The following is a 23,908-nucleotide window of genomic DNA, read 5'->3' as shown; positions in this document are numbered from 1 at the left end:
CGTGGCTCAGCCCGATTCATTTCATTTAGAAATCCTAGATCGCTTAAGCGATATCCCCTGTAACGACTGGAACGCCCTGCTTCCTGCAGATGCAGGACCATTCCTTCGTCATGAATTTCTCAGTGCGCTAGAAGAAACTGGTTGTGTTGGAGGCAATACTGGTTGGCAAGTTGCTCACTTATTACTGAAGGAAGGTAGCAAACTCATTGGCGCAATGCCTCTATATTTAAAGCAACACTCTTATGGAGAGTTTGTGTTTGATTGGTCATGGGCGCAAGCTTATGAGCAACAAGGAATGCAATACTTTCCGAAAGCCCTTTGCGCCGTTCCATTCACCCCCGTTCAGGGCTCTCGAATTCTGAGTGCTGGAGATATTGATGCCGGCTTAGCTGCACAACACCTCATTGAGGGTCTAAAAACTGTAGTTTTACAAAATAATCTGTCTTCAGCCCATGTCTTATTTCCCTATGCTGGGGAAGTAAAGGAACTAAAGAACCAGGGTTTTATGTTGCGAGATTCGGTGCAATTTCATTGGCATAACCAAGGCTTTGAGAATTTTGAACAATTTCTAGCTGTTCTGACGATGAAACGTCGCAAAAATATTCGGCGCGAACGTGAGCAGGTTGCGCGTGAATTAATTAGCTTTAGGCACGTATCTGGAAATGCATCAACCAATGCTGATTGGGAATTCTTTTATCGCTGTTATGAAAATACTTATCTAGAACATCGCTCTAATCCCTATTTAAGCGAGACATTCTTTAAACTATGGGCTCAGCGTATGCCAGAGAATTTGCACTTAATTATTGCGGAGCGCGGTGGCAATCCTATTGCTGCATCTATGCTGGTAGTCGATCCTAAAGACTCGAAAGCATACGGCAGATATTGGGGCGCCATTGAGCATGTGCCCTGCTTGCATTTTGAGACAGCCTACTATCAAGCGATTGAATATTGCATTACTAATCAGATTCAAACCTTTGAAGGTGGCGCGCAAGGCGAACATAAGATGGCACGTGGCTTCTTACCAACCACGATTCAATCTGCGCATTTCATTGCGGACCCTCAGTTTGCAAAGGCAGTACAGCACTTCTTGAATCGCGAGCATCAAGGTATTGGCGCTTATGTCGATGAGCTTGCCGAGCACAGTCCTCTGAAATCGTCTAAAGTACAGCCATGAATTCTGAAGACACCAAACCGCCAGTACAAGATGGCTCGCACTCCCTCTCCACTGGGGATGCGGACTCTGACTCGCCTTGTATTGGTGTATGCACTACTCTTTACGATGAAATCTGCCAGGGCTGTGGTCGCACTCTTGGTGAAGTGAGTAATTGGGTGTTCTTTTCTCAGGAAGAAAAAGATTCAGTCTGGCAACGAATTCGTGCGGAAGGTACTGCGACTCGCTTTCAACGACAGGCCAAAGAAAATAAGCCCACTTAAGGGCTTATTTATGGGCTTACTTTTTGCTAATCTTTAGCTAGCAGGTTAACCAGCCAATTCCTGGCTGCGTAGATACTCTTCATAAGTTCCAGAGTAATCCACCACCGTGCCATCCATCTTCACCTCTAGGATGCGATTTGCTAGAGCAGATACGAACTCACGGTCATGAGAAACAAATATGAGCGTGCCATCGAATTTCTCAAGCGCAATTTGCAAACTCTCGATAGATTCCATATCCATGTGGTTGGTTGGCTCATCCATTGCTAGTACGTTATATTTTTGGAGCATGAGTTTGCCCCAAATCATGCGGCCCTTTTCACCACCGGAAAGGACTTTGACGGACTTGCCGATGTCGTCACCAGAGAACAAGAGACGACCTAATGTGCCACGAATCACTTGGTCATCGTCACCAGTATTACGCCACCAATTCATCCAATCCATGAGCAATTCGTCTTTAGCGAACATCTCCGTGTTGTCTTGAGGCATCACACCAACGTTGGCATTTTCAGCCCACTTCACATCACCACTGTCAGCCGCAATTCCGTCAAAGCGTTTGCTCAAGATAGTTTTGAGAAGTGTTGTCTTGCCGGCGCCATTTTGACCAATGATGGCAATCTTCTCGCCAGCGCGAACGCCAAGCTTGAAATTCTTGAAGATGACGCGGTCATAGGCCTTGGTAAGTGCATTGCACTCTACCGCCATATTGTGTAATTTTTTCTCGGTATCAAAACGAATAAACGGGTTTTGACGTGAAGAAGGTTTGACTTCAACAATCTCAATTTTCTCTAACTGCCTCTGACGTGAAGTCGCTTGACGTGCTTTAGAAGCATTTGCAGAGAAGCGCGCTACGAAAGCTGCTAATTCAGCAATTTTTTCTTTAGCTTTTACGTTATTGCTGAGCTGTTGTGTTCTTGCCTGCACAGAAGCAAGCATGTAAGAGTCGTAGTTACCTGGGTAGACCTTTAGAGTCCCATAGTCCATGTCGGCCATGTGCGTACAGACTTCATTGAGGAAGTGACGGTCATGGGAGATGATGACGATGGTACTCTTAATTTGATTAAGGACGTCTTCAAGCCAATGAATGGAGTGAATGTCCAAGTTATTGGTTGGCTCATCCAGCAGCAATACATCTGGATCAGAGAACAGTGCTTGTGCAAGCAATACTCGCAATTTCCAGCCTGGTGCAACGTTGCTCATCGGACCGTTGTGTTGCTCGATAGGAATACCAATACCTAATAACAACTCACCAGCTTTAGCCTCTGCGGTATAGCCGCCGTATTCCGCGTACTTACCTTCGAGCTCAGCGGCCTTCATGTAATCTTCATCAGTTGCGTCTGGATTAGCGTAGATCGCGTCGCGCTCGGCAGCAGCCTTCCACATCTCTTCATGACCCATCATGACTACGTCGAGTACACGTGCATCTTCGTAGGCAAATTGATCTTGACGTAACTTACCTAAACGAATGCCAGGATCCAAACTCACATTACCGCTGGTTGGCTCGAGCTCGCCACCCAAAATCTTCATGAAGGTGGATTTACCGCAACCGTTTGCACCAATGAGGCCATAACGATTACCGCCGCCAAACTTAACGGAAATGTTTTCAAACAGAGGCTTTGCCCCAAACTGCATAGTGATATTAGATGCTGACAGCACGGATGTTTTCTAGCTTTCTGAAATTCAATTCAATAGTTACCCCCGACTTTGGGGGCAAAGACCGTTATTTTAACGGCTTAGAGGTCTTTGTTGGCAGGAAGCCCGTGGTCTTGCTTAGACTTTGACCCTAAATGGGGTGAAATTCGTATGAATATCGTAAAAATCCTCATTTTCCTTGCGCTTAAGGAAGTTAACGACCCAATAGGTCATCGGGGTTGCCAGAACCTCCCAGGAGGTCTTGAGCACATATTGGGCGAGTGCTACCTGGATCACTTCATGGGTTGGCCAAATGCCGTAGAAGGCCAGCACATAGAAGAATGAGGAATCCACCATCTCCCCTACTGCAGTTGAACCAATGGTTCTCATCCAGAGAAAACGCCCCTGAGTCCAAACTTTCATTTTGGCTAACACGTAGCTATTGACGAGACTGCCGCACCAAAAAGAGAACATAGAGGCCAAAGCAATGCGCCAAGAGTTTCCAAAAACAGTTTCAAGTCCATGTTGATAATTCGCCATGTAATCGCCGGGAGCAACCGGCAAGGCGATAACAATCTGTGCCATGATGGCCGCAAACGCAAGAGCCGCAAAACCAGCCCAAACCGCTCTGCGATCATAGGCATAACCATAGACCTCAGTGAGAATGTCGCCAAAGAAATAGGCGATAGGGAAAAAGAGGATTCCTCCGCCAAATGGCACGCTGCCAAAGTACGGCAAATCAACTACAGCAGCCTTACCAGCGCCGATAAAGTTCGAGCACAACAAAACAACCACAAAGGCGGTCAGAATGAGGTCGTAATAACGGTGGTGGCGTCTAGGCAAGTCCATAAGCGCAGAAAAATGGATAATAGAAACAAGAATATCTGCATTCCTGAAAATTCGCAGGGAGCAGGCCAAACGTGAAGATAAAACCAATATAGGATGACAAAGCAATGAGCAAAAGTAAGGCAAGTTTTAACTGGGCAGACCCTCTATTACTGGATACCCAGCTTACTGAAGAAGAGCGTATGGTCCGCGATGCAGCAGCCGAATATGCTCAAGGACGCCTTATGCCGCGCATTCATGATGCTTATCGCAATGAAACAACCGACCCTGCCATCTTCCGCGAAATGGGAGAGCTTGGCCTCTTGGGCATTACGATCCCAGAACAATACGGCGGAGCGAATTTGAACTATGTCTCTTACGGTTTAATTGCTCGTGAAATTGAACGTGTTGATTCTGGCTACCGTTCAATGATGAGTGTGCAATCCTCCTTAGTGATGGTTCCTATTAATGAATTTGGTAGCGAAGCGCAAAAGCAAAAGTACCTGCCTAAATTAGCTAGCGGAGAATGGATTGGTTGTTTTGGTTTAACTGAACCAAACTATGGCTCAGATGCAGGCGGCATGATTACTCGCGCCAAGAAAGTTCCAGGCGGATTTTCATTAACCGGCTCAAAGATGTGGATCTCGAACTCTCCGATTGCTGATGTATTTGTAGTATGGGCAAAAAATGATGAAGGCATCATTCGTGGCTACATCCTTGAAAAAGGTATGAAGGGCTTAAGCGCTCCTAAGATCAGTGGCAAGATGGGTTTACGCGCTTCCATCACTGGCGAAATTGTCATGGATGAAGTATTCGTCCCGGCTGAAAATGAATTCCCTGAAGTTGAAGGCCTCAAAGGCCCCTTCACCTGCCTAAATTCTGCACGCTACGGCATTGCCTGGGGCGCACTAGGCGCAGCTGAGTGGTGTTGGTATGCCGCTCGCCAGTACACCATGGACCGCAAGCAATTTGGCAAGCCACTGGCTGCCAATCAGCTGATTCAAAAGAAATTGGCTGACATGCAAACTGAAATCACTCTCGGTCTTCAGGGCTGCCTACGTTTAGGCCGCATGAAAGATGAAGGTATTGCTGCTCCAGAAATTACTTCCATCATGAAACGCAACTCTTGCGGCAAGTCTTTGGATATCGCTCGTATGGCACGTGATATGCACGGTGGTAATGGCATCTCTGATGAGTATGGCGTTGTTCGTCACATGCTGAACTTAGAGGTTGTAAATACCTATGAAGGTACTCACGATATTCACGCCCTCATTCTAGGCCGCGCTCAAACTGGCATTCAGGCGTTTAGCTAGTTAGCTAAGAACCTAGTTTTGTGACGATGGCCTTTGCCGCTTTGGTGAAGGCCTCATCACTATCATTCTCTAGCTGTACAAAATTCTCAATCTTGTATTGCGGAAAATTACGCACAATTGATGATTGGTATGAGGGGTCGTAATGCTTTACGAGCAACTCCTCCACCAGCTCCGGAAAATTACCTGCATCAATAGCTTCATTCCATTTGGCAATCTGTACTTTTCCATAATGGGTAGTAAGCAAAGCCAGCTTTTGTTTGAAGTTATCGGTATCAGTCAGGAAGTGATGGTATTCACGTATCAACCAAGAAACTCTTGTCTTCGCGCTCGAGCGCAACTCAACGCAGGCGCCATTACGAATCGTTTCCATTAAGGCATCGGGCACATGTAAGCCCCCTACTTTCTTGCTCTCGGATTCCACAAACACCGGCTTGGTGGGATCAAGTGAGCGTAGCGCATTCCACAAGGCAGTCTCAAAGCCTTTTTGAGAAGGCTGATCTTCATTGGGCTCGTTGCCCAATACGGAACCGCGATGCACAGCCAAGCCCTCGAGATCAAGGATTTGAGCGCCTAAGGCACCTATCTCTTGGAGCACTCTGGTTTTGCCGCTACCCGTCATCCCGCAAATGACTTGAAAAGAAAATTGACCTGCAGATTTATCCAAGCCATCAATGACAGTGCGACGAAAACCTTGATAGCCGCCCTCAAGTTGCTTAGCTTTCCAGCCAATACGATTAAGGATGTGTGTAAAGGCGCCGCTACGCTCACCACCACGCCAGCAATAAATCAATGGACGCCATTCACGCGGCATTTCCAATAAATGATTTTCAAGATGGTTGGCAATATTGCGCGAAACCAATGCAGCACCGAGTTTCTTAGCAGCAAATGGCGACTCTTGCTTGTACAGCGTGCCAATGGTTACACGCTCATCATTGCTTAGTACCGGGTAATTCACAGACCCTGGAATATGATCTAAAGCGAACTCTGCTGGGGATCTGACATCAATGACTACATCAAAGCTATCTAGCTCTGATAGAAATTGTTCGGATCTTAAGATGTGTGGATTGCTGGGTTGCACGATGGACTAGCGCAACTTTTGCAAAATATGCTCAGGCCAAGGAGCTGATTTATTGGTAGTGAGATCTACCCACACCATGGTGGCGCCACCCATAGCCGCCTCTACTTCAGGCGATGTGGTTAGCGCCATGCTGGTATAGACATCTAAACTTGTTCTTCCAATGGAGCCAATAGAAGTCTTAAGAATTAAATCACCCGGAAAGGTAAGTTGTTGATAGAAATTGCAGAAGCCATTGAGCATCAACATCGACTCACGACCGGGCGCAACTTCATAACCCATAGCCGTAATCCACTCACAGCGCGCTTGCTCCATATACCGAAAGTACACAGTATTGTTCACATGGCCATACGCATCCATATCACCCCAACGAATGGGCATGATCATTTCATGAACAGGCTTTCTTTCTTCCGGAATGGCGATGCGCATAGTTGGAAGAGTGCCTGCTTAATTTAAGCAACTTGCAAAGCAAGTTGATACAGGTTTGTTGAGCGGGCACCAGAGCGACAGAAAGCCAAGATAGGACCGGGCATCGTTTTTAAGAGTCGAGCCATCTCCCTCACTTGCTCAACAGTCATAGCGCTAGGCACGACTGGTAAGTAGGCGTAGTTCAATCCCAATTTTTCTGCTTCCGCTTGAATGCTTGCGTTAGTAGGTTGATCTGGACCGCCTTCGCCATCAGGACGATTATTAATCACGCTTTTATAGCCTTGGGCAGCGATCTCGGCTAAGTGACCTGGCTCAATTTGACCAAGGGTACCGAACTGGTCGGTGTGGCAAGAAATAGGAAGACTCATAAAACCCTCTACATTCAATAATTTTGTAATAGGAATGATTTTAAATCAGGGTTGAGTTGTGGGTTGAGTTAAGGGTTGGAGTTAGGCTTTTGGCGTATTTCTATGGGCAGTAAAGAAGCGCTCGCAGATCTCCATGCCAACCAGCATGGCGACAACAAAAACCAGGGCTTTGAGATGTCCAGCACCCAAAGCAACTAAAGCTGGACCAGGGCAAAAACCAGCGATCCCCCAGCCCGCTCCAAAGATCAGGCTACCAACAATCAGGGGTTTTGTAATGTCCTTACGGGTTGGGATATGTAAGGCACCACCAAAAAATGCTTCTGTTCTTTTACCAACTAAATAAAAGCCGCCAAGCCCTACTATCACCGCACCCAACATCACAAACATCAATGATGGATCCCAAGATCCGGCCAAATCCAAAAACCCTAATATCTTCTGAGGATTGCTCATGCCCGAGATGATTAAACCCCAACCAAAAAGTACGCCAATAGCGTATTGACTAAAAAGGCCAAAATGTTTTTTCATCTTAGAGCCCAATTAAATGGCGAAGAACAAAAACAGTCAGGAATCCTGCACCCATAAACGAAAGCGTGGCGACCAGTGAGCGCGGCGATAAACGCGACAGCCCACAGATACCATGACCACTTGTGCAACCTGATCCATACTGGGCGCCAAAGCCCACCAAAAGACCAGCAATCACAATAACAATCCAGTCAGACTCGATTTCCACAACGGGGAATATTCCAAAAAACAAAGCCGCCATGAATGGGGCTGAGACTAAGCCCATAACTAAAGTCAGGCGCCACGCTGTATCGGTTAATTTTGGATGCAGTAATCCGGAAATAATTCCGCTGATACCCAAAATACGTCCATGCAATAAAACATATAAGGCTGCAGCAACGCCAAGAATCATTCCGCCCAACAATGAAGGAATGGGTGTGAACGAGAACCAGTCAATTTGCATTGTGTAATCTATCGATCTATAAAATTAACTGCAAGGATTAGGGGCAAGACGAACCTGCAGGTACCGTAGCCCCAAATAAGCACCAAAGATAAACCCAGGCAAAGCGATGAGCGAACCAAGTGCTAACGTAGAAATACCACTTAAGCCTTGCCCTACTGTACAACCCAATGCAGTGACGCCACCAAAGCCCATCAAAGCAGCGCCAACTAAATGATTGGCAGTATCTTCAGTATTGCGGAAAGATTCCCAGCGGAATGAATTTGTTGCAATTGATATAACCGCAGATCCCAGAATCATTCCCAAAACAGCCATGATGCCGACAGTTAAAACCTTAGAGGTATCGCTGTACATCATTAACCAATCCAAAGAATAGGCATACGGAGCAACAAACGATAAGCTCTCCATGCGACCTGAATTCGTAACTAAAAACACTTCTTCTAGAGTATTTGGATCTTCAGCTACATAACCGAGGTTTCCAGTTACCCACCACACTGCACAGATGGCCAGCCCTACAGCAACACCCGCAAAGAGATTTTCAGCCGTCCAAAATGCTTTGCTTACCAGGGCATAGGTAATAAATGCAGCACCAATGATTAAGCCAAGAGCCAAATGAAGATTCGGGCGCGCAATACCAAGGGGAGAGCTTAAAAGACTAGGCAAGTCCTGCGGTGTATTAAAAGCAATAAAGAATGTATCCAGAGTATTAATACGGATTACACCCAAAAACCCACGCATTGTCATATAGGCCGTTAAACCGAGCACCATAAACACAACGATAGACTTCAAATTCCCGCCGCCGATACGGATCAATGTTTTACTACCGCAACCGGAAGCTAAAACCATTCCAGTGCCAAAAAGGATGCTTCCTACAATGGTAGATAACCATAAAAATTTACTGCCGGTATACATGCTCTTGAGAGGATCAATCAATCCAAAATAAGACATGAATGTGAATCCAATTATGGCAACGCCAATTGCCAAGAACCACTGCTTTAAGCGATCCCAGCTAGACATAATGAAAACGTCAGATACAGCACCCATGCTACAAAAACCTGTCTTTTGCATGACTGCACCAAGAAAAAAGGTAATAGCAAAGGTTGCCCAAAGAACTGACTTACTTAAAGAGCTGATATCAACAACATCCATAGCGACTGTATCTTGAAAAATTAAGGTTTAAATTTGTAAAACTGCTTATTGAGAAAAGCAGTAACGTCCGCTTCATCCTCCGGGAACAGATCAAGCCGCAGTTCGGTATTGCATAGGCCAGCCATCTTTTTCAAGTCAGCCAGCGACTTCACCTTGCTATCCGAGCGGGTGTAGATCATGTCGCCATTTCCAAAGCCACTTTTCTTAGCATGGCAGGCATAGCACTTTTGCTGATCAATGGCCTTACCATTTGCCAAATCCGGAGCAGCAATCACTGGTGCACTAATGAGGGCGCCCAATAGGATTACAGAAAGCGTCTGAGGAAAAGTCATTTTCATTACAAATCAAGGATTTAGCATTAATTCCTTATTTTAAGGCCCAATGGATGAATTTGCGCTCGAGACTCTCTTATTCAGCCTGGATGGACAGGTAGACGTTATAGGCATTCATGCGATTAGCCGCCCTAAATAAAGGCATTCCTTCGTATTCCGACCAATCGGCCTGCTTGTAAGCATCCTCAAAGGGATCCATGTTGATGGCCGCTTTGGACATCGATTCGCGCAAATATTTCAGATAATCCCTTGTGAAGGCGATATCCTCAGCAGGCTTAACCGAATAATTTCCATGCCCAGGAATCACAATATTGGGATTCAGTTTCTCAATCTCATCAAGCGCAATTAACCAACCCTTGCTATCCGCATTCCCCACGAATGGAATGCGCCCCCTGAAAACTAAGTCACCAGCAAACAGTACCTTCTCAGAGGGCACATACACCATGAGGTCTTCAGGAGCATGAGCAGGCCCCACTCTGCTTATAAAAAAATCAATGCCACCAATCGTCAGCTTTGCTTTTTGATCAATCCACTCATCGGCAGCAATCAACCTCGTATTGGCGTTTACCCAAGGAGCAAAGTCGATCCTAGATGCGATCAAACGTTGCTTTGCAGTTTCTGAAGAAAGATAGTTTCGCCCTTCTCCTTGTGCATAAATCTTTGCACCAATTTTTTTAAATTCTTGCAAACCATACACATGATCTGCATGGTAGTGACTCACGATGAGTGCAACCACTTTTTGCGGAGTAATTTTTTTAATTTCTGCAATTAGCTTTTGCGCAAGAACAGGTGAGCCTAGAGCATCAACAACCACTACGCCAGCAGGAGTTACAACAAAACCAGCATTGGATATGAAATTCTGGTTAGCGCTACTTCCCATTTCTGGAAAGCCTTGAACAAAATACGTATGTGGCGCCACCTGAATGGGTTTTAACTGAACGGCATCGGCAGGCCTACCCTCCCCAAAGACTAGGCCACAAAATACAAAGGATCCCAAAAGGACCCTAAGAAGACTTTTAAAACAATTCATGATGCTGCTTAAGGCTTAATGTATGCAAAGCCGTCTTTATATTGCAGATCCGCTACACGTACGACACCTGATGGCGTGAAATCTGCATCCAGAATAAATTGGTCCTTCTTCAGGTTGCGATTCTTCAGCGTGATTTCACACACTTCAAACTTCACACCACGAGATTTAAGGGCTCCAACTAATGGCGCATACTCCACATTATTTTTCTTATCCTTGGCGCCCTCCATCAACATGTCAACGCCATTGGCATGGGTCACAACGATGATGATGGTATTGGGAGAGGTATCCAAATGATTGCGAATGTTGCGCAGGCCTTTTAGACCCTGAGTTTCTGCATCATCAATGTGATAGACCACTTTAGTGGGGCCGGAAGATTGAGCTGAAACGACAGAGCAAAATCCCAATGTCAGCGCTAAAGCAGTAATGATGGAAAGTAGTTTTTTCATGCTTAAATCTCGTGTAGTTTTATAGTCAATTAAATTGGGGCCATGCCAGGATTATTGGAAACGCCTTTAATAATTGGCTCATTCAGCTTAACTGCTTTAACGATCTTGACGTCGCGCAAGTGTCGCTCCATCACATCCCAGATTGCTTCGCCACCAGCGTTCTTTGCCTCTTCACTTACTGGAGCCCAGCCAGCAACCTTGTAGGTCTTGCTAGCCTCAATCGGCTTACCATTCAAACGCATGTCTGTAATTCGCTTACCTGCGGTTTGGGCTGGATCAATGGTGTATTGCATTCCACCAACCCGGACCATGTCACCACCCTGCTGGTAATACGGATCTGGATTAAACAAGTTATCAGCCACATCCTCAAGAATGGTTTTAATGGTTTCGCCACTCATATTAGTAACGGTTGTGTATGGATAGGTGATCGCGGTTTGATCCAACAAGTTCTCGCGAGTAATTGCTTGACCAGGTAATAAGCTTGTTCCCCAGCGGAAGCCTGGTGAGAAAGCAATCTCTGCATTCTTCTGCGCCATTAATCCATCCAAGATGAGCTGATCGAAACTCCCGTTGAAGTTACCTCGACGATATAAGAGACCTTCAGTAGTTGCTAACTTCTCATTCAGCTTAGCCTCATACGGTGCCCTTACTTTAGCAATCAACTTGTTCATTGTTGAGTCTGCCGGAATCATATTGGAGAAGATAGGGAATAGCTTGTAGCGGAAATCTACCGGCTTACCGCCCTTCACGTCAAAATCGAGCACGCCAAGGAACTTGCTATTGGATCCTGCATTAGTAACGAGAGTTACACCACCAGCATTTTTTACCTTAACTGGAATAGGCACACCATCATGGGTGTGCCCACCCAAAATAGCATCTAGTCCGCGTACGCGGGAGGCCATTTTCAAATCTACATCCATGCCGTTGTGAGATAGAAGCACCACTACCTTTGCGCCTTTTGATCTAACCTCATCAATAGTCTTTTGCATATTCTCTTCCTGAATACCAAAGGTCCAATCAGGAGTGAAGTAGCGGGGATTTGCAATGGGCGTATACGGGAATGCTTGTCCAATGATGGCAACCTGAATGCCATTCTGGACTTTCATGACATAGGGATTAAATACTGAGTCGCCGAAATCTGCTGTTTTAATGTTTTGCGCTACAAATGAAACCTTGCCTTTGAAATCACCATTAACGATTTCCATAACGCGCTTTTCACCAAGCGTCATCTCCCAATGTGGCGTCATGACATCTACACCCAAGGCAAGGGCGGCATCAACCATATCCTGACCATTAGTCCAAAGCGCAGTGCCAGAGCCTTGCCATGTGTCTCCGCCATCAAGCAATAAGGCGCCAGGACGACTGACTTTCATCTGCTTGATCAGTGTGGCCATATGAGCAAAACCACCCATCTTGCCGTAGTTCTGTGCAGCAGCAACATAATCTAAATAGGTAAACGCATGAGCATCACGAGTTCCCGGTGCAATACCATTCGCTTTTAAGAAATATTCACCAACCAAGTGCGGTGTCTTACCTTCCTGCGCACCAATTCCAAGATTTACATTGGGCTCACGGAAATAAATTGGTAAAAGCTGAGCATGGCAGTCTGTGAAATGCAAAAAGTGGACGTTACCAAATTTAGGTAAGTCATAAAACTTTTGCGCAGTAGTTTGGGCGTTAACAAAGTTTGATTGCAAACTCATTCCACCTGCAGATGCAATAGCTAAAGCCTGTAGAAAATCGCGACGACTTAAAGACATAACATTCCTTTTGTGAAAACAGGCCTGTCGGCCTGTTTTTATACTTTATTGATTAACTGGTGAAGCAGGATCCAGCAGCAATGCCATGACATCCTGAATCTGTTGCTCATTTAAGAGCTTGAAGTGTGCAAACCGAGGCATATTGCTACATGCGTTGTATGCCTTGGAATTATTGATACGATTCCAGGTATAGGTAACTACTTCTTGTGAGTAACCGCGCAACTTTCCATAACCAGTTAAAGATGGGCCGATATTTCCATAGGAGATTTCTTTAGGGTCGATCTGGTGACAGTTGTAGCAGCCACCACCTATTTCTGAACCTGCTTTATCTGACCAAGTGGCTCCGCGACCACTTTGAGCAATCTTTTCCCCATTTTTCCAGTTACCAATGTACTTGCCGTCAGATGGCTGCTTAATGGAAGCCATGTTTTCGCTCTGAATCTTCTCCCTCACCTTTGGATCGCCACCACCATCCAAGTTGGCCGGGTTAGAACAAAACTTCTGCGCAGAATCCTGCACCAAACGATCGAGACCAGCTTGACCTTTTGCCTCAAAACTAGAGGACATCATACTTTCAAAAGGCGTTGCAGCATGAGCAACACCGGCGGATATAAATAGCGCTAACGCCAATAAGGATAATTTATTTTTCATATTATTTATCTCCAGCGATTAACGCTTCAGTCCTGGTGCAGTCATAGTGCCACCTTTGGCTGTCACAGCCATATACATTGAAACCGCAATGGTATCTTCAGAGGTATATATTGGCTCAGGGAAACGCTGCTGACGATAGCAGTCATTTAAACGCTGTTGCATAGTCCAAAAAGTTCCGCTTGAAACCCTGTAAGCCGGCCATGAACCCCAACCTGCTGCCGCACCTTTTTGTGTCGTGATGTTAGGCAGATCCTGCAAGCGAATACGCTTACCGTCCGAGCCATGACATGAGGCGCATGAGAAGTCCATTGGGCCACCTTGGTAGAAGAAGGATTGTTTACCCATCTCAAAGGCTTGCTTTTCTTTAGGGTGCTTAACAACAACATTAATTGGCATACCTTTTGATTCAGCAACAACGTAAGCAACTACAGCCTCAATATCTTTACGCTTACCTTTGCCAAAACCAGCCTTAATGATGTCGTTAGCGTCATAACCTTGCATTTTGCTCATACAAGTAATTAAGCGTGACTCAAGGTCTTGAACTTTGTTTGTGTCTTTAAAGTATTTTGGTAATTGAGTATAGGCACCCTTAACAACACCAGGCCCCATACCCAAATCACACTTTTCAAGTGAGGCATTTTTGGGCCCCATTGGCTTTTTCCAAATATCCTCACCAGATGCCTCATATAAATCAGAAGGGTTACCATCAGCAAGCATCGCACGATATTTTTCAATCTCTTGAGTTGCTGCGCTACCGCCAACGACAGGTTTATCTTCATTTTTTCCGGGACTGGTACAGCCCTGTAGGAGGACAAAAAAACCCGCCGCCAAGAGTCCACAATAGATGCGTGTCTTCATAGGTAACCCTTTTAGATATATTTTCGTATTGATATTAAGAAGCAGTAGCTTCATCAGTACGTTTGTCGCCTTTATTATCCATCCAACTCACAACAATCTTGTCGCCTTTGGCGCCCTTGTATTTGAAGTTCAAGAATGGATCCTTAGAAACTGCTGGGCCAAACTGACCATTCAAAACATCTTTACCGTTTGCTTTGACATTGATGGTAGTGATGTGCCAGGCAGGAATGACTTTACCAGCAGCATCTTTGCGCTGACCAGATTCCATATCATGCTTCATCAAAATTTTTACATCCACAATTCCGCCGTTTTCGGCTGCTCTTACGCGCATTGGATCAGACATATATTCCTCTTGTAATCTAGTAATTAATTAATGGTTTTTATTCGGATTGGGGTTGATTAACCGCCGCAACCACCTAAAGTCACTTTCACTTCTTTAACAGCCATACTCCATTTGCCATCAGCCTTTACCAAGGCATACACATTAGAGGTTTGACCCATCTTGATACGAGTAGTAACAAAAGGCTCAGTACCTGCAGGAATATAGAACTGCGCAGCCAAGGCGCTTGGGTTTTTCTCAACCAAGATTGCCATTTGCTCTGCTTTGAGAGTTGTAACAATACCAACCGGAACTACCGCACCATTTTCTGCGATATCGGGGGCATTCAAAGTAACTGCGCCAGACTTATCTGGACTGCCTGCACCTAGAATCTTAAATACATCATCAAGGCTCTTGCCTTCAAATGCTGCCTTATTCCACTCTTGCGCTTGGGCCACACTAATGAGACCCGCAGAGGCCATTAAGCCGAAAACCGCTGAATATTTCAATAAACTGCGTCGCTGCTGATTCATAAAAACTCCTTTAATAATCATTTACTGTGAATATATTACCTGCTAACTAATAAAGCATGCTGGTTAGTACCGATACACCTTATTTATTTACCACCAGAAAGCACCCAGGTAACCAAGGCCTTGCGATCCTCATCAGATAACTGCGACTGTGGCGGCATTGGAATTGAGCCCCATACGCCAGAGCCACCATTTTTAACTTTAGCCATCAATTTATCCAAAGCACCGCTCTGCCCCTGATATTTGGCTGCAATATCAGCAATGGATGGGCCAACCAATTTGGCATTTGGTGCGTGACATGCTGAACAGTTCTCATTCTTAAATAGCGCGGCAGGTCCCTTATTAGAGGCGGCATGAGTATCAGACGCATGGGCCAATCCCTCGCCAGTTGTTCCAGGCAACTTAGCAAGCGGCGGCTTGGTTGAGTCTGAGCCACGATATGGCCCATACAAGCGATTTTGCTCTGCAATATTGCCATGGGCATTTCTGGCGAAGTCTGGAAGCGTAGAACCAATTTGTACAAACTTCACGCAATTAGTCATGCAAGCCGAACCATTCACATCTGGTTTACCGTTCACACTCCAAAAGCCATGATTGCGCGTCATACCATTGCGATTAGGCATCTTCTTCTGTACATCGGCAATATTGGTATTACTCAATACAAAATCATCAGGAACAATTTCACCCAAGCTGAGAATATATGCCACCAGCGCATAAGTATTGTCCGGGGTAAGTGATCTCGGCGCATTCCAAGGCATGGCACGATAAATATAGTCCCACAATGTTGATACAGTTGACACCTTCATCAAAGTAGTTCGCTGAGGCTGCTTACGATCAGCCAAAGAAGCAACTCTTCCGGTCTTTACGTCATCAGTAGTTGTTCCCCCAGCGATCGGTGTAAAGATCTCATTCGACTCGCCAAAGACACCGTGACAACTAGCGCATTTAGATTCCCAAATCGCTTGGCCCTGCTCTACCGAGCCAGATCCTTTTGGTAGGCCTTTAAAGTCTGGACGCACATCGATATCCCAAGCCATGACTTCGGCGGGCGTGGCATTACGACCAATACCAGGGAACTTTACAGACCCCTGGGTATTTTGCGCATAAGCACATTGAATTGATAAGACTGCCAAGCCAGCAACAGTCAAGCGAGCAAATAATTTATCCAACTTGTACATTGCTCACCTCACCATTTGAATCCAATTTCCAGGACTGAATTGCATTGTTGTGATAAATGGAGCGGTTGCCGCGCAGATCACGCAATACCTTAATAGAAGGCTGAATGTAGCCAGTGTCATCTACCGCTCTTGACTGCAGTATTGCCGGTGAACCATCCCACACCCAATCGATATTGAAACGGGTAATTGACTTAGTGAGCACCGGAGTCTCCAGGCGCGCTTGACGCCAGTTATTGCCGCCATCAAATGAGACGTCTACACGCCTAATCTTGCCGCGACCTGACCAAGCCATGCCGCTCACGTTATAAAAACCTTTGTCTAGCAATTGCTGACCGCCAGAAGGGGTAGTAATTACAGATTTACACTCTTGAATGGATGCATATTGACGATGCATGCCATCTGGCATGAGTTCAATGTAGTGAACCGCCTCGTCCTTGGCGTTCCAAGGCATATCGCCAACTTCTAGACGGCGCAACCACTTCACCCAGCTAACACCCTGGACGCCTGGAACTACTAGGCGCAATGGGAATCCATTTTCTGGACGCAACATCTCACCATTCATACTCCAAGCAACAATCGTATCGTCCAAGCAGCTTTCTAAATTGATGGTGCGAGTCATACCAGAACCATCACCACCTTCGGCAAGCATGAACTTGCCTTTTTTCAAATCTGCGCCGCATTCTTCAAGCAATACCTTAAGAGGTACACCTGTGAATTCGCAGCAAGATAGCATGCCGTGGGTATATTGCACGGTTGGCACCGCAACGTTACCCCACTCCAATCCAGTATTAGCACCGCACTCAATGAAATGGGTACGAGAAACTGAAGGCAATCTCATTAAATCATTCATCGTAAAGACGCGAGCGTTCTTCACCAAACCGTTCACCATGAGGCGATGGGTTTCAGGATTCAGGTTGTACCAACCCTGGTGATGGCGCTCAAAGTGCAAACCATTTGGAGTAATAGTTCCAAACAAACCCTGCAACGGAGTAAATGCAACAGATGCTGCAGATACACGCGTTAATCCAGGTGATTCACGGCGAATGAGATTTGATTCATAAATTGATGGCACGCCATATGGCATGGTGGCAACGTTTTTACCTAGAGTGGTCTGCCATTCTTGCTTCTCCAGAATGGCAGGATCACCTTCTCCAGCAGCAAAAGCCATTGGGGCAGCCAAGCCAGCAGCCGCACCACCTATAGCCGATAAAAACCCTTTACGCAAGAAGCCACGGCGCGTTTCATCCAGACCATTGGAATTGATATCAGCAATTAACTCTTGAGAGATAAAGTGCTCTGGCGCTTTCACCAAGCGAGCTCTATTGGCCGGCTTCTCAACCGCCGAGATATCCTCGGCACTTAATTCAATTTGCTTCTTAGTCATTTGACCTCTACTTGAAAAGTGATTTACTGCAAAACTTATTAACTACTTTTAGTGAATGCCTTCGGCAATCTTTGCACAGACTGTCTGACACATCTCTACGGTTGCGCTATCCGCAATCGAGTAATAAACCATAATGCCCTCTTTTCGCCTCATTAAAATTCCAGCTTTATGAAGCGCTAATAAATGTCTGGATACATTGGCCTGACTCGTGCCACACATCTCCACAACCTCAGAGACGGATTTTTCACCGCTACAGACCGCATACATGATGCGTAAACGTGCCGGCTCAGAAAGTACATTGAAATAAGCAGCCACATGTGCAAAGACCTTCTCCATCTGTTTTGGAGATAAGTTTTTTGTCGCCTTTTGAACCCTTGCTTTCAATTCCATCAGCCTTTTAATATATGCATGTATACGCATATATTTGACCCTTTAAGCAGGTAAATCGGTATAGTGAGATACCCTATATTGCTTAGCAATACAATCAAGCTATGGATACGGATGCAATCCTTCTCTCGCTTAAGCTAGCGCTTTGGACTCTGGTCCTCATCCTTCCATTTGGAGTTTGGGTTGCCCATAGCCTCTTAGGCCTAAATAGAAGCAAACCCTGGGTAGAAGCTGCCCTAGCCCTGCCACTCGTTTTGCCCCCCACGGTTTTGGGCTATTACCTTTTAGTTGGCTTAGGCGGCAAGACTTTTTTAGGCATTCCACTGGTGTTTTCCTTTACCGGAATCCTCATTGCCTCCCTTATCGTTAGCCTGCCTTTTGCAATACAGCCGATTCAGCGCGCATTTGAAGCTATCAACCCAGAGATTATTGAGGCTGCACAAGTCAGCGGTCTATCCAATTGGCAAATATTTCGTCTGATTGAATTACCTTTGGCGTGGCGCGGCATCACTAGCGCTGCTGTACTGACGTTTGCGCATACCTTGGGCGAGTTTGGAGTCATCCTTATGGTTGGTGGTGCGATCCCCGGCGAAACCAAAACGGCATCGATTGCGATCTACGACAAAGTGCAAAGTTTTGATACCTCAGGCGCGGGCGCACTGGCCTTATTGCTACTCGGCATATCCCTGATTGCAATTGCCCTTTCATATGGTGTTTTTGGCAAAAGCGTCCCCCAACAGCGCCAACGGAGGGTCTGATGCTTAAACTCAAAATAAGCCAAGCCCTTCCTAACCCTCTTCAGATCACCCTGGAATGTGCGGCCGGTCAATTACATGCTCTTGTGGGGCCATCTGGTAGCGGCAAAACTAGCACTCTAAGAACTATTGCCGGCCTTAGCCAAGCTACGATTGGCAAAATTGAATGTGATGGTGAAACCTGGTTTGAGGCTAATGAACTTGTAGGAGTAATGCAGAACCTGTCACCCGCACAACGTTCTTGCGGATTTCTATTTCAGCAATACGCCCTCTTTCCGCATCTATCGGCGATTGAGAATGTCCTCATCCCTTTGCAGAATTCTGCGCATAAGGTGGTTGAACGTAAAGCCATTGCTCAGGACTGGCTTGGTCGTATGGGAGTTGCTGAACTTGCCCATCGTTTTCCACACCAACTCTCAGGCGGACAACAACAACGCGTAGCCCTCGCTCGCGCATTGGCACGACAGCCAAAGATCTTGTTGTTAGACGAGCCATTTTCCGCTGTCGATGCGCCAACGCGACAAGGTCTATATAAAACTCTTGCCGATTTACGCAAGGATTTAAACATTCCGATTGTGTTAGTTACACATGATTTGCGTGAAGCCGACTTGCTTGCCGACCGTATTACAGTGATTGATAACGGCATCAGCTTGCAAACGGCTGCGCCCCAAGTAGTCTTTCAAAGACCCAGAAACTCCCGTGTAGCCGAGTTGGTTGGCATCAGCAATTTATTTCATGGAATATTTAATGCAGGCAATCTCACTTGGGATGGCTGCGATAAAACCTTTGCCGTGGCCGATAAAGGCAAAATTCCTCCAAATGCGCAAGTGGCTTGGGTGATTCCGCAAGATGGTTTAAGTGTCCATAACGCACCAACCCCGACCAGCACACCTGCCATTGCCGCAGAGATTAGTGTCTTGGGTCAAATTGCGGTGATCCAACTACAAATTCAAAATAGCGCACATAAAATTGAATGGGTGGCATCGGCATCTGAAGTGAAAAGACTAAATATGGAAGTTGGCAGTCAAATGCATATTGAATTAGATGGCAATCAAATTCACATCATGCCGTTACGACCAATCAATGATCCTAGGCGATTTGTTGGTCACTAATCTGCATAGCTCTACATCGCCATGAGTATGGTCCTCAAGTTATTTCTAGCAACTCGGCCCGCATTTCTCACAATTACCCTTTTAGGCTGCCTTATTGGGCTTTCGATTCCAAGCTCTAGAAAAGAGTCTATGGCAATCAACCTGCTTGCTGTGACTTTAGCCCTCTGCATACATGCTGGAGCGAATTTAATAAATGATTACTTTGATCACCTCAATGGTAGCGATGAAAATAATCGCAATCGAATTTCACCGTTTACTGGCGGCAGCCGCTTTATACAAAACCATTTAATAAAGCCAAGCGAAATATATCAGCTTGGTTTTGCGCTAATCACACTTAGCGTCTTCATTGGCTTATATATTTGCTCGCAAACTACATGGCTCTTGATACCGCTGGGGTTCATTGGAGTGACCGCCGCATGGACATACTCCGCACCACCACTGCAGCTGATGTCTAGGGGGGTTCTCGGCGAGTTATCTATAGCTATTGCATGGTCGCTTGTGGTTATCGGATTCGCCTTTATGCAAACAACCAATATTACATACCAAATAATCCCGATTGGACTCGCATATGGATTAATGGCCTCCAATATCCTACTAATAAATCAGATCCCAGATATTGAGGCAGATCGGCTTGCGCAAAAGTTAACTCTTGCTGCAAAGAGTAGCCCCCATGAATTGCGTGCCTGGTATACAGGCATATCAATTGCAGCTTATACCCTTCAAATAATTGGAATTTATTTTTATGGGATTCCAATTCAAACGTTGATTACCTTGTCTGCACTTCCAGTATTTATATTTTGCGCCAATCAAATATCAGGGGTAATGGTTCGAAAAGATGCAATGAAGAAACTTATTTTGAACAATTTAGTGGCGATACATCTGTATTCCCTTCTATTACTCATAGGACTACTGTGGCGGTAATTAAATTTGGGTATAAAAAAGGGCAACCTCAGTTGCCCTTTTTTATATAGTCAACTTATTTACAGCAACCGCCGCCACCACATGAAGAATCAGTACCGCAAGTATTGATTCCTAGGAGTGGGTACGCTGGGCAAAATCTAAATAGGCCTGTTGCGAGAGGTACAACACCAATCCAACCCCATACACCAACAGTTCCGGTTACGGCTAGGCCAATTAACACTAAGCCAACCACCATACGTAACATACGATCAACACCACCGACATTGCATTTCATATTAAGACCCCTTTTGGTTATTTACTGCAGTAATTTTGATAAAGCACATTCATCACTTCCAAAGCAATCCGATTAGAAAGTGAATAATAGATTTGCTTACCATCTCTTCTGGTTTGGACCAGCTCTTCATTTCTAAGAACGGTGAGTTGCTGAGATAAGGTAGGCTGATGAATATCTAGACACTCCTCGAGCTCACCAACGCACAGCTCTCCCTGACTTATCTGGCATAACAACAACATACGATCTCTATTTGAGAGTACTTTCATCAAGCGACAAGCATCGTCTGCTGATGACTGCATCCTCTCTAGATTGATACTGTCCTTAAGTACTGGCATGATGGGCGCTCTTAGTTCAGTGGAACACCGACCAATGGGCGACCTTCAAGCGTCCAAAGATACAAAGAGCCATCGTATAACTTAGTAGATTTATTGCCTACGAGCTCTGACATAACAAACCAACCACCAGCCGCTAAGTGGCCGGTATTGCAATAGGCAATTGTTGGCACTTTAATACTTAAACCATTAGCTGCCATCAATGCATCGTAGGTATTCTTTTGCCAGAAATACAGTGCGCCATTGCTTGGCTTTGCCAATAACTCAGGGGCCAGCTCCTTTGAACCAGCAATATGGCCGAAGGTTAATACATCCGGACGTTTTGAAAGGCCCAAGTATTGGGCAGGCTGACGCGCATCCAATAATTGCGGCTTACCTGCTTTGGACGCAGCAGCTACATCATCTGAACTGGCGATTAATTCTTTGCGATATGCTTTTGCAGACCAATTACCAGTTGCCTTTTGAGCATTAGTAGTTACGTATTCACGCCCCTCACCAAGCCAACCAGCAATTCCGCCATCTAATACAGCTACTTGATCTTCGCCATACACCTTGAATGACCAATAGGTTCTTAATGCCTCGTCGATATCTGACATATCCTGCCCAATAGGCACGAGCACAATTGGCTTATCAGAGTTGATGCCTAAAGATTGAACCAACTTCTCAAAATCTGCTTTTTCAGGAATCAGAAACTTAATCTTTTTTCCATCAACCAGACGCTCTACACGCACCCTCTTAAAATCCAAGAGAGTGGAATTAGTAATATGGCCGCCAACTTCTACCAGGAACTTCTTTCCAGTCTTTTTGTCGGTATCAAATTCAGGGTTTCTGAGGTAGCTTGCTAAATCTGTTCTAACTTCAATTACCTGAACATCAGATAGATTATTGGATAACCAATCGGCACTGACTACAGGACCAGGCAAAGTAATTGCCTGAACTAGGCTCACCAAGCCGGTTAGGGCAAATGCTAAAAGCAATTGAATTTTTTTCATCTCTACTCCCTTATGAATTTACAGCTAACAAATTGTCTGAAAGACGGCCCATCAAATCAATCTTGCATTCCGTTAATACATGATACTTTTTTGAGTTCAATACCAGCTCACGATTGCCCTTCTCTGCAGCTAGTCGCGCAATCTTTTGATCTCGCTCCAAAAGCAACCCTTCAATCTCTGCAGCAAATAACTGAATCAAAGCGCTGATCCAATTGCTTACTGGAGCCATGCGACCTTTTATGGTCACTTGAAATTCTTTAGCGAATTTGATGACAACGTCCGAATTCGCCATCTCTTCACCGGTGACCCACTGGTTAGTAGTAAATAAGCGAACTGGCAAACCCTTCTGGTCTAAAGAAATGCCAATGAGGTGATGAAAGCTTTTTGCATCACGCTTAATTACATGAAAATGGCCATGCTCACCATTGGGCATTTCATCTGCAGAATGCGCATGGTAGTAGAACTCATAACCACTATGCTTATCCACAAGATCATTACTTGGATAGTGCTGCCACTCAATATAATCCTTGGCTCCACATAAAGCAGCTTCATTCAAGGTGCGCCCGGTTTCGGCATATCGCATCTGAATATTTGCTAGCGCTTGCGCGGCCAACCAAAGATTAGATTGAGTAAGCATTTATTTAGTTACTCTGCAGCTTTACGCTTTTTAGGGCCGCATGGATTTGCAGGGCCGCATGGGTTAGCTGCTTTTTTCTTTGCAGGGCCACAAGGATTTGCCGACTCTTTTTTAGGACTGCAGGGGTTCTTCTGCTCTGCGCCTGATGGATTAGCAGGAGCATCTGCTGAATGTGCCAATGGTGCAGCCGCCAATCCAGCTAAAGCCATTGCTAACGCAGCTACTGTTGATTTTTTGGACATAACTTTCCTTTTAAATAATTAAACCTGGGAACTAACGGGACCCCTGGACCTCTTCTCCATCCAAGAACCCAAGATAAATACTCCGACTGCCGCAATAACCATACCAACATCAATTGATAAAACCGATATGTGGAAAGCATCAGACAGTGCATCCGCTTTTACGTATTCACCCATAGTCGTCATGAACTCAATACTTGGATAGATACCAGCAAACAATACGGTCCCTAACAATAAGCCGAGCAAAAATATGGCCGCATCAATCCGTCCAGACATCAAACCGACAACTGAGGTTCCAGGGCAATATCCACCAATTGCAAAACCTGCGCCAACAAATGCTCCACCAAGAGCAGCGGCGCCTAAAAATGCAGGTGGTATAAATAAATTACCAGCATCTACAAAGCCCACCTGCTCCAAAACTAAGAGGCCAACAGCAGCAAACACAATCGCGGTGAACATCACCTTAAATACAGACCAATCGGTTAATCGAAACTGGCCAGTCAACTTATTAGGATTGCCGAATCCGGCGCGTTCCAAGACATAGCCAAAAGCACCACCCAATAGAAGCCCAGAGAGAATTTCACTCAT

General features: G+C 45.6%; 31 protein-coding genes. 6 read left to right on the top strand and 25 right to left on the bottom strand.

Annotated features, from left to right (window positions below; all coding sequences use genetic code 11):
* Position 1: 1 nt before the first annotated feature.
* Together ICN18_RS08995 and ICN18_RS08990 are read left to right on the top strand one after the other, a co-directional pair.
* The gene (locus ICN18_RS08995; RefSeq protein WP_216190171.1) at positions 2-1,174 is read left to right on the top strand and encodes a GNAT family N-acetyltransferase; all 1,173 of its coding nucleotides are present in this window, start codon (positions 2-4) and stop codon (positions 1,172-1,174) included.
* Positions 1,171-1,434, top strand: a complete 264-nt coding sequence (locus ICN18_RS08990) for a DUF1289 domain-containing protein (RefSeq protein WP_216190170.1) — start codon at positions 1,171-1,173, stop codon at positions 1,432-1,434. Before ICN18_RS08995 ends, ICN18_RS08990 begins: the two co-directional genes overlap by 4 nt.
* A 45-nt stretch (positions 1,435-1,479) precedes the next feature.
* Here ICN18_RS08990 and ICN18_RS08985 read toward each other — a convergent pair whose 3' ends face one another.
* Together ICN18_RS08985 and ICN18_RS08980 are read right to left on the bottom strand one after the other, a co-directional pair.
* The gene (locus tag ICN18_RS08985) at positions 1,480-3,087 is read right to left on the bottom strand and encodes an ABC-F family ATPase (protein ID WP_216190169.1); all 1,608 of its coding nucleotides are present in this window, start codon (positions 3,085-3,087) and stop codon (positions 1,480-1,482) included.
* Positions 3,088-3,201: 114 nt separating this feature from the next.
* Positions 3,202-3,912: a queuosine precursor transporter gene (locus ICN18_RS08980; protein ID WP_216190168.1), complete on the bottom strand. Its 711-nt coding sequence runs from the start codon at positions 3,910-3,912 to the stop codon at positions 3,202-3,204.
* A gap of 104 nt (positions 3,913-4,016) precedes the next feature.
* Here ICN18_RS08980 and ICN18_RS08975 point away from each other — a divergent pair, with 104 nt between their 5' ends.
* Complete coding sequence (locus tag ICN18_RS08975) at positions 4,017-5,201, top strand: acyl-CoA dehydrogenase (protein ID WP_216190167.1); 1,185 nt, start codon at positions 4,017-4,019, stop codon at positions 5,199-5,201.
* 4 nt (positions 5,202-5,205) lie between these two features.
* On the opposite strand, the gene mnmH is transcribed toward ICN18_RS08975, so the two are convergent.
* The 17 genes from mnmH to ICN18_RS08890 form a co-directional block, all read right to left on the bottom strand.
* The gene (gene mnmH / locus ICN18_RS08970; RefSeq protein ID WP_216190166.1) at positions 5,206-6,279 is read right to left on the bottom strand and encodes a tRNA 2-selenouridine(34) synthase MnmH; all 1,074 of its coding nucleotides are present in this window, start codon (positions 6,277-6,279) and stop codon (positions 5,206-5,208) included.
* Between the two features lie 6 nt (positions 6,280-6,285).
* On the bottom strand, positions 6,286-6,705 hold the full coding sequence (locus tag ICN18_RS08965; RefSeq protein WP_216190165.1) for an acyl-CoA thioesterase: 420 nt from the start codon (positions 6,703-6,705) through the stop codon (positions 6,286-6,288).
* Positions 6,706-6,728: 23 nt separating this feature from the next.
* The gene (locus ICN18_RS08960; RefSeq protein ID WP_216190164.1) at positions 6,729-7,073 is read right to left on the bottom strand and encodes a protein tyrosine phosphatase family protein; all 345 of its coding nucleotides are present in this window, start codon (positions 7,071-7,073) and stop codon (positions 6,729-6,731) included.
* A gap of 81 nt (positions 7,074-7,154) precedes the next feature.
* On the bottom strand, positions 7,155-7,598 hold the full coding sequence (locus ICN18_RS08955; RefSeq protein WP_216190163.1) for a YeeE/YedE family protein: 444 nt from the start codon (positions 7,596-7,598) through the stop codon (positions 7,155-7,157).
* A 1-nt stretch (position 7,599) separates the two neighbouring features.
* On the bottom strand, positions 7,600-8,037 hold the full coding sequence (locus ICN18_RS08950; protein ID WP_216190162.1) for a YeeE/YedE family protein: 438 nt from the start codon (positions 8,035-8,037) through the stop codon (positions 7,600-7,602).
* Positions 8,038-8,061: 24 nt separating this feature from the next.
* On the bottom strand, positions 8,062-9,183 hold the full coding sequence (locus tag ICN18_RS08945; RefSeq protein ID WP_216190161.1) for a YeeE/YedE family protein: 1,122 nt from the start codon (positions 9,181-9,183) through the stop codon (positions 8,062-8,064).
* A 20-nt stretch (positions 9,184-9,203) separates the two neighbouring features.
* A complete protein-coding gene (locus tag ICN18_RS08940; RefSeq protein WP_216190160.1) occupies positions 9,204-9,521 on the bottom strand; it encodes a hypothetical protein in 318 nt (105 codons plus the stop codon).
* Between the two features lie 70 nt (positions 9,522-9,591).
* On the bottom strand, positions 9,592-10,545 hold the full coding sequence (locus ICN18_RS08935) for an MBL fold metallo-hydrolase (RefSeq protein ID WP_216860011.1): 954 nt from the start codon (positions 10,543-10,545) through the stop codon (positions 9,592-9,594).
* Positions 10,546-10,553: 8 nt separating this feature from the next.
* The gene (locus ICN18_RS08930; protein ID WP_216190159.1) at positions 10,554-10,991 is read right to left on the bottom strand and encodes a DsrE family protein; all 438 of its coding nucleotides are present in this window, start codon (positions 10,989-10,991) and stop codon (positions 10,554-10,556) included.
* A gap of 29 nt (positions 10,992-11,020) precedes the next feature.
* Positions 11,021-12,751 carry a thiosulfohydrolase SoxB gene (gene soxB, locus ICN18_RS08925; protein ID WP_216190158.1) on the bottom strand — a complete coding sequence of 577 codons (1,731 nt, stop codon included), beginning with the start codon at positions 12,749-12,751 and terminating at the stop codon, positions 11,021-11,023.
* A gap of 45 nt (positions 12,752-12,796) precedes the next feature.
* Complete coding sequence (gene soxX / locus ICN18_RS08920; RefSeq protein WP_216190157.1) at positions 12,797-13,402, bottom strand: sulfur oxidation c-type cytochrome SoxX; 606 nt, start codon at positions 13,400-13,402, stop codon at positions 12,797-12,799.
* Between the two features lie 18 nt (positions 13,403-13,420).
* Positions 13,421-14,260 (bottom strand): sulfur oxidation c-type cytochrome SoxA, encoded by an 840-nt coding sequence (soxA, locus tag ICN18_RS08915; protein WP_216190156.1) that lies wholly within the window; start codon positions 14,258-14,260, stop codon positions 13,421-13,423.
* Between the two features lie 34 nt (positions 14,261-14,294).
* A complete protein-coding gene (gene soxZ / locus ICN18_RS08910; protein ID WP_216190155.1) occupies positions 14,295-14,603 on the bottom strand; it encodes a thiosulfate oxidation carrier complex protein SoxZ in 309 nt (102 codons plus the stop codon).
* 56 nt (positions 14,604-14,659) lie between these two features.
* Positions 14,660-15,112: a thiosulfate oxidation carrier protein SoxY gene (soxY, locus tag ICN18_RS08905; protein WP_216154065.1), complete on the bottom strand. Its 453-nt coding sequence runs from the start codon at positions 15,110-15,112 to the stop codon at positions 14,660-14,662.
* 83 nt (positions 15,113-15,195) lie between these two features.
* Positions 15,196-16,287 carry a c-type cytochrome gene (locus ICN18_RS08900; RefSeq protein ID WP_216190154.1) on the bottom strand — a complete coding sequence of 364 codons (1,092 nt, stop codon included), beginning with the start codon at positions 16,285-16,287 and terminating at the stop codon, positions 15,196-15,198.
* Positions 16,271-17,671 carry a sulfite dehydrogenase gene (gene soxC, locus ICN18_RS08895; RefSeq protein WP_216190153.1) on the bottom strand — a complete coding sequence of 467 codons (1,401 nt, stop codon included), beginning with the start codon at positions 17,669-17,671 and terminating at the stop codon, positions 16,271-16,273. The genes ICN18_RS08900 and soxC overlap by 17 nt, the downstream gene beginning before the upstream one ends.
* 48 nt (positions 17,672-17,719) lie before the next feature.
* Positions 17,720-18,061, bottom strand: a complete 342-nt coding sequence (locus tag ICN18_RS08890; RefSeq protein WP_216190152.1) for an ArsR/SmtB family transcription factor — start codon at positions 18,059-18,061, stop codon at positions 17,720-17,722.
* A 101-nt stretch (positions 18,062-18,162) separates the two neighbouring features.
* Here ICN18_RS08890 and modB point away from each other — a divergent pair, with 101 nt between their 5' ends.
* Genes modB through ICN18_RS08875 form a run of 3 tightly spaced genes read left to right on the top strand, consistent with a single transcriptional unit; the run spans position 18,163 to position 20,846 of the window.
* Complete coding sequence (gene modB, locus ICN18_RS08885; RefSeq protein WP_216190151.1) at positions 18,163-18,816, top strand: molybdate ABC transporter permease subunit; 654 nt, start codon at positions 18,163-18,165, stop codon at positions 18,814-18,816.
* On the top strand, positions 18,816-19,925 hold the full coding sequence (locus ICN18_RS08880; protein WP_216190150.1) for an ABC transporter ATP-binding protein: 1,110 nt from the start codon (positions 18,816-18,818) through the stop codon (positions 19,923-19,925). The genes modB and ICN18_RS08880 overlap by 1 nt, the downstream gene beginning before the upstream one ends.
* A gap of 21 nt (positions 19,926-19,946) precedes the next feature.
* Positions 19,947-20,846, top strand: coding sequence for a prenyltransferase (locus tag ICN18_RS08875; RefSeq protein WP_216190149.1), 900 nt, complete (start codon positions 19,947-19,949; stop codon positions 20,844-20,846).
* A gap of 55 nt (positions 20,847-20,901) precedes the next feature.
* Here ICN18_RS08875 and ICN18_RS08870 read toward each other — a convergent pair whose 3' ends face one another.
* From ICN18_RS08870 to ICN18_RS08845, 6 genes are read right to left on the bottom strand one after another with little or no spacing between them, the layout of a single operon-like run.
* Complete coding sequence (locus ICN18_RS08870; protein ID WP_215349389.1) at positions 20,902-21,120, bottom strand: YgaP family membrane protein; 219 nt, start codon at positions 21,118-21,120, stop codon at positions 20,902-20,904.
* Positions 21,121-21,137: 17 nt separating this feature from the next.
* Complete coding sequence (locus tag ICN18_RS08865; protein WP_216190148.1) at positions 21,138-21,455, bottom strand: ArsR/SmtB family transcription factor; 318 nt, start codon at positions 21,453-21,455, stop codon at positions 21,138-21,140.
* Positions 21,456-21,466: 11 nt separating this feature from the next.
* On the bottom strand, positions 21,467-22,444 hold the full coding sequence (locus ICN18_RS08860) for a sulfurtransferase (RefSeq protein WP_216190147.1): 978 nt from the start codon (positions 22,442-22,444) through the stop codon (positions 21,467-21,469).
* A 10-nt stretch (positions 22,445-22,454) separates the two neighbouring features.
* Positions 22,455-23,081, bottom strand: a complete 627-nt coding sequence (locus ICN18_RS08855) for a DUF6969 family protein (RefSeq protein ID WP_216190146.1) — start codon at positions 23,079-23,081, stop codon at positions 22,455-22,457.
* Between the two features lie 8 nt (positions 23,082-23,089).
* A complete protein-coding gene (locus ICN18_RS08850) occupies positions 23,090-23,323 on the bottom strand; it encodes a hypothetical protein (protein ID WP_216190145.1) in 234 nt (77 codons plus the stop codon).
* 18 nt (positions 23,324-23,341) lie between these two features.
* A complete protein-coding gene (locus tag ICN18_RS08845; protein WP_216190144.1) occupies positions 23,342-23,908 on the bottom strand; it encodes a YeeE/YedE thiosulfate transporter family protein in 567 nt (188 codons plus the stop codon).

Origin of the sequence: Polynucleobacter parvulilacunae (assembly GCF_018881715.1) — a bacterium.
GTDB lineage: Bacteria > Pseudomonadota > Gammaproteobacteria > Burkholderiales > Burkholderiaceae > Polynucleobacter > Polynucleobacter parvulilacunae.
This window is presented reverse-complemented; position numbering and strand designations above follow the sequence as displayed.